Origin of the sequence: Ornithinibacillus californiensis (genome assembly GCF_001038485.1) — a bacterium.
Taxonomy (GTDB): domain Bacteria; phylum Bacillota; class Bacilli; order Bacillales; family Amphibacillaceae; genus Ornithinibacillus; species Ornithinibacillus californiensis.
On the sequence record NZ_LDUE01000035.1, the window covers coordinates 1 to 14,569 of the forward strand.

Sequence of the window (14,569 nt, forward strand, 5' to 3'; positions counted from 1 at the left end):
GTAGTTTGGCCCGTGCTCATTATTCTTTTCTAAACCAAATTTGGATGAAAATGTAGTTTGGCGCATGCTCATTATTCTTTTTCAAACCAAATTTGGATAAAAATGTAGTTTGGCCCGTGCTCATTATTCTTTTCTAAACCAAATTTGGATGAAAATGTAGTTTGGCCAGTGCTCATTATTCTTTTCTAAACCGAATTTGGATGAAAATGTAGTTTGGCCAGTGCTCATTATTCTTTTCTAAACCAAAATTGGATGAAAATGTAGTTTGGTACAAAAAAAGGAGAGAAAATCTCCCTCCATTTAAACCAATTCAATATGAAGAACCGTCTCGCCATCAACTTCTTCCTCTTGCACGGTCCAATTTCTAGAAAGAAGGCTCCTTAATTGCTTGCGTTCTTCCCTATGAAGCAGTAATCCTCGAATACCTCTACCCGTTGTTTGATAATCAACCTCATCGACTTTACCATATTTTAATTTCACTAGATTTTTTAAGCCATTAAACGTGATAAATTTCACTTGATAGCCATCTTCCACAATCATTTGAAAGGCAGCTGGATCTTTCTCCCTTAAGCCTAGCAAGTCATTAAAATCAAACGACGGATGTAACTCACTCCAAGCATTACTGTCCTTTGCTTCTAGCAATTCTTGATTCGGTACACCTTTACTTCTTAACGTTTCTAACATATAGGCATCCATTAAAGAAATCTTTTGCAACTCCATACCGTTTCTCCTCCCTAATGCTCCTTATTTGTTTTCAATCGGGTAAAAGCAAGACACATAGTGACCAGATGAATTCTTTTCATCCAAGTCAAATGCAGGTACATTTCCTTTACAAAACTCGGTAGCAAATGGACATCTCGTGTGAAAGACACAGCCGCTTGGAGGATTGGCTGGTGATGGAAGCTCTCCTTCTAACACAATACGCTCCCGCTTTTTCTCCTTACCAGGATGTGGAAGAGGGATAGCCGACAGTAATGCATTCGTATATGGATGACGGGCATCCTTATACAAGGATTCGCTGTCGGACATCTCCATCATCTTACCCAAATACATGACACCTACTTTATCCGAAATATGTCTAATCACCGATAAATCGTGCGCAATAAATAGATAGGTTAAACCTAACTCTTCCTGCAAATCTTCCAACAAATTAATGACCTGCGCCTGAACAGAAACATCTAATGCACTCACTGGTTCATCTAATATCAATAATTTAGGGTTAAGCGCCAGGGCGCGGGCAATTCCAATCCGTTGGCGCTGTCCACCAGAAAATTGATGCGGCAATTTGTTATAGTCATCTGCTTTTAACCCTACTAAATCCATTAATTCAAGCACACGTTTTTTAAGATTCGTAGTTAGATTATACGCTTTTAATGGCGCCGCAATAATGTCTCCGGCTTTCATCCTAGGATTAAGGCTTGTATAGGGGTCCTGGTAGACCATTTGGATATTTCGTCTTAAAGCATGCAATTCCTTTGAATTATAGTTTAAAATACTTTCCCCTTCGAATAAAATATCGCCAGAGGTTGGTTTTAATAAGCTAACGAGCGTACGGGCAAGGGTACTTTTTCCACATCCGGATTCACCAACAATACCCAATGTTTCCCCTTTATTTAACGTAAAACTAACGCCATTTACTGCTTTTACATCGTTTGTCTTCCGCTGCAAGACGCCTTGTTTCATCGGAAAGTGCATATGCAAATCCCGAACTTCCAATAACGGTTCAGTCATGTCCTTGCCCCCTTTCCTGATCTTTTGTTTCAATACGCTTCTTCGCTTCTTCAAATTCCGCTTCCGATAGAATACAAGCAGCAGCGTGGTCTGCGGATCTTTCCGTTAACTCCGGATCAACCAATTTACATTGTTCCGTTGCGAACGGGCAGCGCGGATGAAAATTACACCCACTTGGCGGATTCATTAAATTAGGGGGCTGTCCCTCGATACTAAGCAGACGTTCATGCGCTTCCGAATCGATGCGCGGCAGGGAACGGAGCAATGACCATGTATATGGCATAGCAGTTTGATAGAAAATCTCTTCCACATTCCCCTTCTCTACGATTCTACCAGAATACATCACAAGAACTTTCTCTGCCATTTGCGCAATGACACCCAAATCATGCGAAATGATAATAATAGCCGTCCCATACTTTTCTTGAATCCGTTTCATTAGTTCCAAAATTTGCGCTTGGATCGTAACATCAAGTGCGGTCGTCGGTTCATCTGCAATTAGAACTTTCGGATTGCATGCAAGGGCAATAGCTATTAAGACACGCTGGCGCATCCCACCTGAAAACTGATGCGGATAGGCGTTCAACCTTTTCTTCGGATCTGGAATACCGACATCGGTTAACAGTTCAATCGCTCGCTGTCTCGCTTCACTTTTTGTCATCGGGTTGTGAGTCAATATCGCTTCCATCAACTGATCGCCAATTTTAAGTACCGGGTTTAAACTAGACATCGGATCCTGGTAAACCATGGCAATCTCATTACCGCGTATTTTCCGAAGTTCTTTTTCCTTTAATTGAAGCAAATTCTTTCCCTCAAACAGAATTTCTCCTTGCGGGTAGAAGACTGGAGGCTTCGGGTTCAACTGCATCAACGAATGAGCAAGCACACTTTTACCACTTCCCGATTCCCCTACGATACCAATGGTTTCACCAGCTTTAATGGAAAAGGACACCCCATCAACGGCCTTTACGATCCCATCCGGTGTATCTATATACGCTTTTAAATTATTTATCTCTAGCACCTTTTATCCCTCCCCATTACTCATGATGCATATTGCTTCTTCTGCTTGAACAGTCGTTTTCTAGCTTTCTTCTTTCCTTTGGCATACGGGTCAAAGGCATCTCGAAGCCCATCACCTAACAGATTCAATGCCAAGACGGTCATCACGATAAAAATACCAGGAAAAATCGAAAACCATGGTGCTAATGTAATATAAATCTGGGATTCCTGTAACATATTTCCCCATGTTGGGATTGATGGCTCCACGCCAACACCTAAGAAACTAAGTGCCGCTTCTGCTAGTATCGATCGTGCAAAAATAAACGTCCCTTGCACAATAATAGGAGATAATATATTAGGAAGAATATATCTGGCTAAAATCACCGGATCCTTCACTCCCGACGTTTTGGCAGCTTCCACATATTGAATTGTTTTCACTTGAAGAACACTCGAACGTACGACCCGTGTAATAACAGGCCAAAACGAGAACGTTAACGCGATAATAATATTGGTTACACTGCCACCTAAAGCCGCTACAAGAGCCAGCGCCAATAGTAACGAAGGAAAGGCAAGCATACCATCAATAATACGCATAATAATCGAATCTAATCGTTTGTAGTATCCCGCGAGTAGACCCGTTATCGTTCCTAATACCGTGGACAGTAGGGCAACTGTAAAACCAACTAATAAAGAAACCCTTGCAGCGACAATCGTTTGCCCAAAGAGATCCCTACCAAAATGGTCTGTTCCAAACCAATTCTCCGATGATGGCGCCATTAACCGTAGACCGGAGTCCATGACGCTTGGAGATACCGGAAGCCACCATTCAGCGGTGATCGTTGCGACAAATAATAAAATTAAAAAGACGAACGGAATAAGATTTCGTTTCCTGCTTAACATGCGGGCACCTCCTTGTTTGAATAGGTCAATCATAGCGAATTCTTGGATCTAAAAAGGCGTACAATAGGTCGACAATTAAATTAACAAGAACGTATACACAAGCAATGAATAAAACGACACCTTGTATCACTGGATAATCCCTACGATGAATCGAATCAATTAATAACTGACCAATACCAGGGATGGTAAAGATTGTTTCCGCAATAACCGTTCCCCCAAGTAGCCCAGCAACAGTCAGACCGATAACGGTTGTCGTTGGTATGAGCGCATTGGCTAACACATGCCTTACGAGCACCGTACTTTCTTTCACACCTTTTCCTCGAGCTGTTTTCGTATAATCTTGATTCAGTGATTCCAGCATGCTATCCCGAAGCATCCGAGCAATTAACCCAATTTCTACAAAGGCCAACACTAACCCCGGTAAAAGCAAATGATGCAACCAATCGCCTATTCCCTCAGAAATCGGTACATAACCAGCTACTGGGAAAATCGGTATCGCAACACCGAGGCCAAGCACTAACAGTAACGCTAACCAAAACTCAGGAATAGAGGTCCCTAGCAAGGAACCTGATAAAAACAACGGATCCATCACGGTATTGCGTTTCCACACAATAAAAATGGCCGTTGGTATCGCAATAAGTAGGGTGATTAACATGGCTACCACCATTAAACTAAATGTCGCGCCAATTCGTTCGCCAATAATTTCCGATACGGGCTGTTCCGAATAGATGGACGCACCTAAGTCCCCTGTCACGATATTCCCTACCCAGTCCACATATTGAACAACTTTAGGCTTATCCAGTCCTAGTTGCTGTTCCAATTGTTCCACCGCCTCAGGAGAACTATCCTCCCCTAAGATAAGGAAAGCAGGATTACCTGGCGTTAGGTGGATAATCATAAATACAATGATACTAACGATAAATAAAACAGGAATGATAGCGACAAGTCTTCGTAACGTATAATGTAACACCCTTATTCCCTCCTTTATGTTCCTCTACGAAATAGAACTAGGGAGTCCGTGTCATAGAAAAACTGACATGACTCCCTCTATGGTTATTATTTCTTCCACGTATTCCAGAATCGTGGACCAATCCAAGCATCATATTCTTGGATGTCATCACTCATGACGTCTAATGTTGTTTCATTTGCTATTTTCAAGAAAGGAATTTCATCAGACACAGTTTGGTTCATTTCTGCTAGAATTTCTTGTCTTTCTTCAGAAGACGCAGCTAATGCCCATTGGTTCATTAATTTTGTCCAGCGATCACTGCTATACCAACCACTGCTATTCTTATCCTGAACAAGGAATCCTAACTCATTCGGTGAAAATCTAGTAGAATACCCGATCGTAACGATGTCCCAACTACTAGGGTCTTGCCATTTCTCTAAATATGTTGCCCACTCATATGGCTCTAGTTCGACGGTAAATCCTACCGCTTCCAGTTGTTGCTCAGCCATTTGGGAAATACGTTTATATCCTTCATTATTGTTAGAATACATAATGGTAATCGGCTCACCATTATAATCCGATTCTGCTAGAAGTTCTTTTGCCTTTTCCTGGTCATGCACTAAATAAGCATCGGTTCCTTCCGCACTATATAATTCTGTTTGGGATGGATCAAATAGTGCTCCATCCATATTATAGAATTCTTCATTCCCATACGTAGATTGTGCAATTTCCTCTTTATCTAGCGCATATTGGAATGCTTGGCGAACTTTCAATTCATCAAATGGTGCCTCTGATTTATCCGGTATCATCATGGTATAACCATTGATATAGGAAACAGGACTAGTATTTGGTGTGGTTTCAACCACTTCATATAAATCTGTCGGAATGGATTGCGCATAATCATATAAATCGGTTTTAATACCATTCAATTTCACTTGTGGATCCTTCACAATTAAGAAATTAATTTGATCAAGGGTTGCTTCCTTCTTACCTGTAAGACCGCCCCAATCTGTTTCTTCACGCTGAGAATAATCATCAAACTTCTTCAGAACAATTTCCTTACCGCGTTCCCAGTTTTCAAATTGATAAGGACCCGTACCAATTAGCTGTTCTGGAATTAAAGGCTTTTCCCCTGCTTCTTCAGCAATTTCCTTTGGAATAATAACTAACCCTGTCTTCGGTGCAGCCATATCGTCAAGGAAGCCGTTATAGACTTGATTTAATGTAATTTCTATCGTTAATTCATCTAATGTCTTTACTTCTTCGATAAAATTGCTTGCTGTTTTACCAACAGAAGATACTAACTGCCATCTTTCCAAGGAAGCTGCTACGTCCTCTGATGCAACTGTTGTACCATCATGGAAATTCACACCTTCTCTAATCGTGATGGTGTAAACCTTTTGATCATCAGAAATGTTATAATCCTCTGCGATCATCGGTTGAACAGCAAAATCTTTATCAAGAGCCACTAAAGTTTCAAAAATATGCCACGCAATGTCTCTTGTCGGGCTGGAAGCATTGGACATCAGATCTAATGTATCTGGCTCACTGTTAAACGCAACATCAATAGTTCCGCCAGATTGTTTTTCTCCAACTGCATTATCTTCTGTCTCACCACTCGGGCTGTCATTCCCACAAGCAGCCAAGATAAGTGACAAAATAAGTATTGTTAATAGAGGTAAAGCATGTTTTAAACGCATCTCAATCTCTCCTAGTTGTTAGTATTTGAAATAGTAGGACACTATTTTTATAGATTTCTTCAAAAGAAAACTCTCGAATAAATGAGAGTTTAAAAGACCAATAATGTTATAGTAATTCATATTAATCCTACCTGTCAACTAGGTTTTACTGAGGTGTTGGTTTTGTATTGTAAATTTTTATTTTGGCTGTTTATATTTTCGCATTTAGTTTGTAAGGGACAAAAAAAGACAAGGAATCCTCCCTTGCCTCTCTTCTTATCATTTTGTATGGAATTAACCTAATCCTCTATCTATATTCCTTTGCCCTATTAGTAAACTCTCTCATCTCACTTGCTAATTCTTGCCGTATGTCTGAGAGGTTCATCTGGGTCAATTGCTTATTCCTAACAATCGCTTTGCCATCAACAAATACATCTCTTACATTGCTCGCATTGGCTGAATAAACTAGAACAGCATACGGGTCAAAAATTGGAAACATATTCACGGATTCCGTTTCAATTAAGACAACATCTGCCTTTTTACCTGTTTCTAACGATCCAATTTTATCTTCTAAACCAAGAACACTTGCCCCTCCAATGGTAGCTAGTTTTACAATATCCTGTGCTGGGAATGCCGCACGGTCTTTTAGTTCTGTTTTATGAAAATTAGCAAATAGCTTCATTTGTGTGAACAAATCCAATGTATTCCCACTACTTGGTCCGTCTGTTCCAAGGCCAACCGTTACGCCTTTTTCTAGCAGATCCTTTACTCGTGCAACACCTTTTGCCGATTTTGTATTTGCTCCAATACAGTGGGCTATTTTCACCTCGTACTTACGTAATATATCGATGTCCGAATCGGATAGGTGGATCCCATGCGCTAACACAAATCGTTCATTTAACAATCCGATACTTTCTAAAAAGCTAACCGGTGTCATGCTATACGTTTCTTGAAAATAGTCCATTTCATAATCCATTTCGCTGACATGCATGGTCATAGGGACATCAAATTCCGTAGCGATCCGGCCTGCTTCCATCAGTGCTTCCTTCGAATTCGTATTAGGTGCATGTGGTGCAATAGCTGGTGTAATCCGTTCGTGCCCCAACCAATTGGGAATATAGCTTTTCGCATAATCTAGTCCACCATGTGCCTCTGTCGTATCACAAGCAGGAAAATCGATCACCGTTTCACCTAAGATGGCGCGCGCTCCCATTTCTTCGGTTGCTTTTGCAATTGTATCCTCAAAATAGTACATATCCATAAATGTTGTAATCCCTGCTAATTGCATCTCCGCAATCGCATATTTGGCACTAGCGTACGCTAATTCCCTTGTCATACATTCCTTTTCTAATGGAAAAAGAAACCGACGCAATCGGTCCCGGTAATCATCCCCTAAAGAACGAAATGGAATCATTCCAACATGGGTGTGGCAATTCACCATACCAGGAATCACAATAGTTCCCTTCCCATCAATGACCCTGTCATAGGAATGAGGTAATTCTGCCATCGGTCCAACAGCTATAATTTGATCATCCTCAAAACAGACAAAACCATTTTCAAATACATCCATCTTCTTATTCATCGTTAGCACGTAAGCATCTTTAATGAGCGTTCTCATTGGATCACCTTCTCAATGAAAGGAATGATTTCGTGTGTTCGAACATCTAGCATCCCTCTATCTGTTATTTTGATTGCTGGGGAAACAGGTAAGGATAATGTGGAAAAGGACATGATTTCATTGGTGTTCACATAACCTAAGTCTACCATTGCTTGACGAACTGTCTGTAAATCTCTTCCAAGCTCCTGAATAGGAGCATCACTTAAAATACCACCGATTGGTAAGGCACAATTTGCTATTATTCGTTGATCCTGTACAACGACATATCCACCATGTTCCCGTAGAAGTTCTTGTTGTGCGACAATCATATCTTCTGCAGAAGTCCCCATGACCATCAAGTTATGGTGATCATGTGCCCATGTCGTACCGATGGCCCCTTTATCCTTCAGTCCATTCTCCACGAGAGCAAATGCTTGATTCCCATTTTTTCCATAGCGCTCCATTACAACTAATAGGCTCAAACCACTTGCTTCCCAATCAAGATAGCCATCCTTTACAGCTACTTCCCGCTGGACCCATTTCGTAAATGTCCCTACATCACTTTTTTGGATGACATTACAAATTGCTTTTTCTCCTGAAACAGCAATCTGTAAATCCTCTCGTTTCCAGGCTTTGCCTTGTACGGATTGATAGAAGTGTGAAGGAAAACTCGGTTTCTGTTCTGGATAACCAATCGGTTCCCCTTTTTGGTGAACCTTTTTACCAGCCTTATAGACGGAATCAATCGTAAATGCTTCTAATTCATCCAGCATGATAAAATCGGCCTGAAAGCCTGATACAATCGCTCCTCTATCCTGAAAACCCATCCTTCTTGCCGGTGTATAGGTTGCCATGTAAATAGCTTGTTCCACTGGCAGCCCACATGCTATAGCTAGTTTGACATTGGCATTCAAATGCCCTTCGATTAAATCATCTGCCATGATATCATCGGTAATAATTGCGGTGTATTCATACAATTGATGGTCATTAATGACATCGATATTTTCTTTGGTTATCGATTTTTTCTGTAATTCAACAAAAATACCATTCGAAATTTTCTCATAGATCGATGCCGGTGTTTGCTGGGTATGGTCGGCAGTAATTCCAGCAAATAAAAATCGAGCCAAGTCTTCCCCTGTTACGTCCGGAACATGGCCTTCGATTGGCAGGAATGGCCGCTTAATTTGCGTTTCTCGTAGAATGTTTCGAATTAAAGAATCTGGCTCATGCACAATCCCCTTAAAATTCATTGCCTCTCCAAGTGCGATCACCCTAGGGTGTTCTAATAAAGCACGAACCTCATCAAGTCCAATCACACCACCTGTTGTTTCTAGTTCTGTCGTGGTCGATGGCACCGAGGAAGGGATGGCATAGAATATATCCATCTCCGTATCTTCCTTAAAAAATTCCTTCATTCCTTCTAAGCCAAATACATTAACAATTTCATGGGCGTCTGCGACAACAGTCGTTACCCCATGGGTAAGTGCTGCTTTAGAAAAAATAGATGGAGGAACCATGGAACTTTCGATATGCATATGAATATCAATCAATCCTGGAATGATATACTTCCCACTTCCATCCATACTTTCTTTGATGTTTACTGTAGACCAATCCATGGTGTTTGCAAAAAAGAATTTCCCATCGACAATTCCAATATCTTTTACTTCAAATTGCTTTAAAAACGTATTAAAAACGTTTGCCTGGCGAATTAAAAGATCTACATTCATCCTAGTACTCCTCTCTTTCATTGAAAAAAGAGGAAGTCTATGACAACCTCTTTTTTCACTATTTACCATTATTGGTTTATAATTTGATTCCAATCCTTGATCCATTGTTCCATATGCGTGTTAACAAATGTGAAGTTCAGTGCTTTTGCTTTTTGGGCAACGTCACCATATGTTTTATTTTTCGCTACCTCATCCGTTAATACTACTTCTTGGTTAGTTGGTGCTTCATTAAGAGAAACAGCAGTTGTTTCTTGTAGTTCTTGACTAATTCTCCAGTTTAGGAATTTATATGCTAATTCTTTGTTCTCTGAATTTTTATTAATATTCATCGTATTGAAGTTTGCATACGTGCCAGATTCAGGTACCACATATTGTACTTCTGGGTTTGCTTCGGATATAACTGGAATGGCAAAATCTCCAATTACCGCAACAGCAATTTCACCAGATTGGAACGTGTTTGCTAGGTCAGAAGACTTGCTATAAGTCTTCACAATATTTGGAGTTAGCTCCTTTAATGCTTCAAACGCTGCTTGTCCATTATCATCCTCAATATTTACACCTTTATAGTCACTTGCCATATAAACCATCGCAGGACCAAATGTTGTTGCGATATCAGGGATCGATACTTTTCCTTTCAATGCAGGATCCCATAGATCAGCCCACTCATCAATTTTCATACCAGCCGCTTCTTCGTTATAAATAATACCAATACTGTTAAGCGTGTATGCTGGTCCATCCCCATTTGCAGAAAGTTCCTTTGCAGCAGGAACTAACATTTCCATATTCGGTACTTTTTCCGCATCCACTTTCTCAAATAAGTCTAATGCATTTCCTTCTGAAGCTAGGGATTGAGATAGTTCGATAATATCTACAGTGGAGTTCGGATTATTTTTGAATTTCGTGAATCGCTCCGATCCGCCCCCCGCTTCCACAACAATCTCAACATTATGTTCCTCTTCAAATGGGGCAAACACATCTTCTTGCACAATGTCTTCACTTAGGCCAAAAGTAGAGATAACTAGTTGTTTCTTATCTTCTGACGTATCACCTGTTCCACATGCTGTTAATGCCAATGTTGTTGCTAGTGCTAATCCAATGATAGTTTTTTTCATAGTAAGTGCTCCTTTTTCGTTAATGTTATTTTCATACGTTGTAGTAAAACCTGGCAATTGCCTTTATTCTAAGCGTGTCAATAGGACTGTGTTATGCTTTCCTATCTTGCTTGAATTTTTAAACTAAAATTAACTTCTCTTCTGGGAAATAAAGCAATAATTCTTCTCCTGAAGGATACGCCGTTTCTTTCGAGCCATTTACTAATATTTTCCCAACTGTTGTGTCTACTTCATATTGATAGCTTTTCCCTAGAAACGTACGAACGACAACTTTTCCTGGGATCACATTCGTGCGCTGTTCTGCTCCGTTTGGTAATATAACGATATCATCTGGTCGGATGGTCGCTACTTGTTTCCCATCTTCCCAACGGTGGCCTGTTTTTAGTACGTGACCTTCTGACGTGGTGTATGTTTGTTCCCCTTGCTTGGTTAGGTTAATAAAGTTTTCAAAGCCAATAAATCTTGCGACAAACTCTGTTTTCGGACGATTGTAAATTTCCTCTGGTTTGTCAAATTGCTCTATGACCCCATTATTCATAACAGCTACTCGATCAGAAATAGAGAAACATTCCTCCTGGTCATGGGTGACAAAAACAGAAGTAATCCCCAACTTTTGCTGGATTCGTTTAATTTCAATCCGCATTTGAACCCGAAGTTTTGCATCTAAGTTACTAAGTGGTTCATCAAGCAGCAATAGTTTTGGTTCAATGACTAGTGCGCGGGCCAGTGCTACTCGTTGTCGTTGACCACCAGATAATTGCTTTGGATAGCGATCCCCTAATTCTCCTAGTCCAGTAACATCTAATATATCTTGGATTTTCTGATTCATCGTTGTCTTATCTTCTTTACGTAATTTCAAACCAAAGCCAATATTCTCTTTTACCGTTAAATGTGGAAACAAGGCATAGCTTTGGAACACCATTCCGAAGTTACGTTTATGAACCGGAACGCGCGTTAAATTCTTGTTGTCCACGACAAAAGCGCCATCGTTTGGTTCGATTAATCCAGCAATCACACGCAATGTCGTTGTTTTCCCACAACCAGATGGTCCTAGTAAGGAAACTAGTTCACCTTTTTCAATGGATAAATTCAGATCTTTTAATATATTATTTTTCCCGTCATAACTGACTCGTATATCTTTCAAATCGACGTATGTCATGGTTGTCCTCCTCATTTAAGATATTTTTGCCAAGCCGAGTGTTTTTTCAATAATAAACATGAGTACCACGGTTCCAACCATTAATAATACAGACAGTGCGGATACCGTCGGATCATAGTTGTATTCGATATAATTCATTAATGATGTTGGCAATGCCGTTACTCCTGGTCCAGATAAAAACTGGGAGACTGGAATATTGTTAAAGGAATTGATGAAAGCCAACATAAAGGAAGCAAAAATACCTGCTTGGATATTCGGTAAGACGACTCTTACAAAAGCTCTAAGTCTTGTACTCCCCAATGTCCAAGCTACTTCTTCAATAGAAAAATCCAATTGATCCAAGCTAGAACCAACCACACGAATAATATAAGGAAGACTAATTAAGAAATGCCCAAGTAATAATCCTTGGAAAATCGGCAGTTGCAGCTGGATAACGATAAATTGGAAAAGAGCATATCCAATGACAACCCCTGGAATCATCGCTGGTGATAAAAAGAAACTTTTCATGATGTTGCGCCCTTTCACCGAATAGCGTGCCAGCGCATAGGCAGCCGGAATACCGACAAGTAAAGCTAAGATTGTTGCAAGCAACGAAATTTGGATACTCAAGTAAAAGCTCTCGATTAAGGAATTGGTTTCAAACACATTCACATACCAATCAAACGTAAATCCTTGGATTGGAAACTGAATGGTTGGATTTTCACCGAAAGATGTCACCACAATGATGAACAATGGAATAAATAAAAATGCGAAGACAAGCATTGCAATAATGGAAAGTCCACGGTGTTTACGCATGTTCTCCACCTCGCTTATCTAATTTTGCGGCTACCATATTAAATAGTTTCATCACAATAATCGTCGTCACAATCATAATCACCGCAATCACTCCAGCGCTTTGCCAGTTTCCGAGAGTCATAGCATTTTGATACAGGAAGGTAGACAGCATCATCTTTTGATTTCCTCCAAGTAATTGCGGTGTTGTATAGGCCGACAAGGTTCCGGAGAAAACAAGAACACTACCAACGATAATCCCTGGTACACTCAGCGGCAAGATGACCTTCAGAAAGGCAATAAATCGGTTTGCCCCTAATGTTTCAGCTGCTTCCATCATTTCGAGATCAATGTTTTCAATTACTCCAACTAGTGTGATAATCATAAGAGGCAGGAATAAGTAAACAGAACCAACAATAATTGCAAAATCGGTATAAAGCATTTTAATAGGTTCTGAGATAACCCCTACATTCATGAGTAAATCATTGATCACACCCTTCGTACCAAGAATATTAATCCAAGCAAAACTACGAATCACTGAATTGGTGAGCAATGGGAATAGTGTCATCGCCATCAATAGCCCACGCCATTTCTTGGAGGTTCTTGCGATATAATAGGCGGTTGGAACTCCTAGTAGAATACATATCATCGTTACAATAAGAGATATACTTAGCGTCCGCCAAAAAACACTTACATTATATTGATTTTGGAAAAAAGATAGATACGAACCAAACGTTAACTTCCCATCATAGAACGTTGGCCATATAATCGTAACCAAAGGAAGAAGCATAAAAACGATTAATAGAATCAACCCTGGAGTTAACAAAATATACGGGGCTTTATTTTTCATATGGTGTCCTCCTTAAGATGTCGTACTCGAAAAAAAAGGTCTAGAAAAAGTAGAAGCTAATCTACCTTTTCTAGACCAAAGAGTCAAAGTAACGATGTGGTTGCTAAAAGTCATACCACATCAAATAATTAGGCGCACGGATACCGGACACCTCTATACTTTAACTCGTAGTCCGGTTCTTACAATGGGAACCAGGTAGAGACGCTTAGACCATATTACTAAGCATATACGAGTAACCTATTAAATTTACTTTGCTAATATATCAGATTTTCATTCATATCGCAATAGAATATTAACATTTGTTTTTAAAAAAACTTTATTGTTCGGATTTTACTCGAGGAGAGGTTACAGGTTTCTTGTTCCTTATTTAAACGGTTTTAATCTTGATTATTGTCACTCAAAAACACGCTATGTTTTTCCATAATAAGGAATAAGTATCACTAGAAACCGTTAAAGGCTCCATTTGAAGTGAGTACCTTCCCATATTTCTAAGCTAATTCTTAAGTGCGGATCTGCTAATATCAATCTTCTCAAGTCAACTCCGGCACATACATCCTCCTTAAAGGAATTAACGCCTTTACCTCAACTGGCATCTCCTCATACCGCTCCAAAACCAGCCTTACAAGTTTATCTAGGTCGATATCCCGTACAGAGGCTTGCTTAGCAACACGTAAGGCGTTATCTGAAAAGCCACTAGTCGAGACAAATAGACTCCTAGCCTCCATTGGATGGGCACCTATTAATTGCTGGACTTCCCTAGAAGATACCTTCTTTTTCCAATGCTTTACTTGTACCTTTATCATTGGGTTTTCCCTTCCCATGATATCATTGTATGCTAATACATCTACTCCACCATCGGGCCCCTTGCCCGTTTCTTCTGTTTGAAAACCCATTGCAGTGAGTAGTCCTGCTACTAATTTTTGCATTTCCCATGGATCTAAATTGGCAATACTATCTTTTATAACACTTAAGACTACATCCTTTTCCCTAAATATGTATTTTAATAATTCTCTACGATCATTTATTTGAGTCATCCAATACTGCCTAATTGGCTATCCTCCTCTCTCTATTAACTAGATTAGTATTGTCTAAGGATTG

General features: G+C 40.0%; 13 protein-coding genes and 1 riboswitch. All 13 genes read right to left on the reverse strand.

Annotated elements, in window-relative coordinates:
* Positions 1–300: 300 nt before the first annotated feature.
* On the reverse strand, positions 301–720 hold the full coding sequence (locus TE34_RS07855) for a hypothetical protein (RefSeq protein WP_047984272.1): 420 nt from the start codon (positions 718–720) through the stop codon (positions 301–303).
* A 24-nt stretch (positions 721–744) separates the two neighbouring features.
* Positions 745–1,731 (reverse strand): ABC transporter ATP-binding protein, encoded by a 987-nt coding sequence (locus tag TE34_RS07860; RefSeq protein WP_047984273.1) that lies wholly within the window; start codon positions 1,729–1,731, stop codon positions 745–747.
* Positions 1,724–2,749, reverse strand: coding sequence for an ABC transporter ATP-binding protein (locus TE34_RS07865; protein ID WP_047984274.1), 1,026 nt, complete (start codon positions 2,747–2,749; stop codon positions 1,724–1,726). The genes TE34_RS07860 and TE34_RS07865 overlap by 8 nt, the downstream gene beginning before the upstream one ends.
* Positions 2,750–2,769: 20 nt before the next feature.
* The gene (locus tag TE34_RS07870) at positions 2,770–3,627 is read right to left on the reverse strand and encodes an ABC transporter permease (protein WP_053075004.1); all 858 of its coding nucleotides are present in this window, start codon (positions 3,625–3,627) and stop codon (positions 2,770–2,772) included.
* 25 nt (positions 3,628–3,652) lie between these two features.
* Positions 3,653–4,597: an ABC transporter permease gene (locus TE34_RS07875; RefSeq protein ID WP_047984276.1), complete on the reverse strand. Its 945-nt coding sequence runs from the start codon at positions 4,595–4,597 to the stop codon at positions 3,653–3,655.
* A gap of 86 nt (positions 4,598–4,683) precedes the next feature.
* Complete coding sequence (locus TE34_RS07880; RefSeq protein WP_047984277.1) at positions 4,684–6,276, reverse strand: ABC transporter substrate-binding protein; 1,593 nt, start codon at positions 6,274–6,276, stop codon at positions 4,684–4,686.
* A gap of 286 nt (positions 6,277–6,562) precedes the next feature.
* Entirely contained in the window at positions 6,563–7,873 is a 1,311-nt protein-coding gene (locus TE34_RS07885; protein WP_047984278.1) for an amidohydrolase, read from the reverse strand.
* On the reverse strand, positions 7,870–9,579 hold the full coding sequence (locus TE34_RS07890; RefSeq protein ID WP_047984279.1) for an adenine deaminase C-terminal domain-containing protein: 1,710 nt from the start codon (positions 9,577–9,579) through the stop codon (positions 7,870–7,872). Before TE34_RS07890 ends, TE34_RS07885 begins: the two co-directional genes overlap by 4 nt.
* A 68-nt stretch (positions 9,580–9,647) precedes the next feature.
* Complete coding sequence (locus TE34_RS07895) at positions 9,648–10,691, reverse strand: ABC transporter substrate-binding protein (protein ID WP_047984280.1); 1,044 nt, start codon at positions 10,689–10,691, stop codon at positions 9,648–9,650.
* Between the two features lie 118 nt (positions 10,692–10,809).
* Complete coding sequence (locus TE34_RS07900; RefSeq protein ID WP_047984281.1) at positions 10,810–11,850, reverse strand: ABC transporter ATP-binding protein; 1,041 nt, start codon at positions 11,848–11,850, stop codon at positions 10,810–10,812.
* A 15-nt stretch (positions 11,851–11,865) separates the two neighbouring features.
* The gene (locus TE34_RS07905; RefSeq protein ID WP_047984282.1) at positions 11,866–12,645 is read right to left on the reverse strand and encodes an ABC transporter permease; all 780 of its coding nucleotides are present in this window, start codon (positions 12,643–12,645) and stop codon (positions 11,866–11,868) included.
* Positions 12,638–13,471 (reverse strand): ABC transporter permease, encoded by an 834-nt coding sequence (locus TE34_RS07910; RefSeq protein ID WP_047984283.1) that lies wholly within the window; start codon positions 13,469–13,471, stop codon positions 12,638–12,640. Before TE34_RS07910 ends, TE34_RS07905 begins: the two co-directional genes overlap by 8 nt.
* 148 nt (positions 13,472–13,619) lie before the next feature.
* Positions 13,620–13,723, reverse strand: a riboswitch (purine riboswitch).
* 278 nt (positions 13,724–14,001) lie between these two features.
* A complete protein-coding gene (locus TE34_RS07915) occupies positions 14,002–14,505 on the reverse strand; it encodes a restriction endonuclease (RefSeq protein WP_053075005.1) in 504 nt (167 codons plus the stop codon).
* Positions 14,506–14,569: the final 64 nt, after the last annotated feature.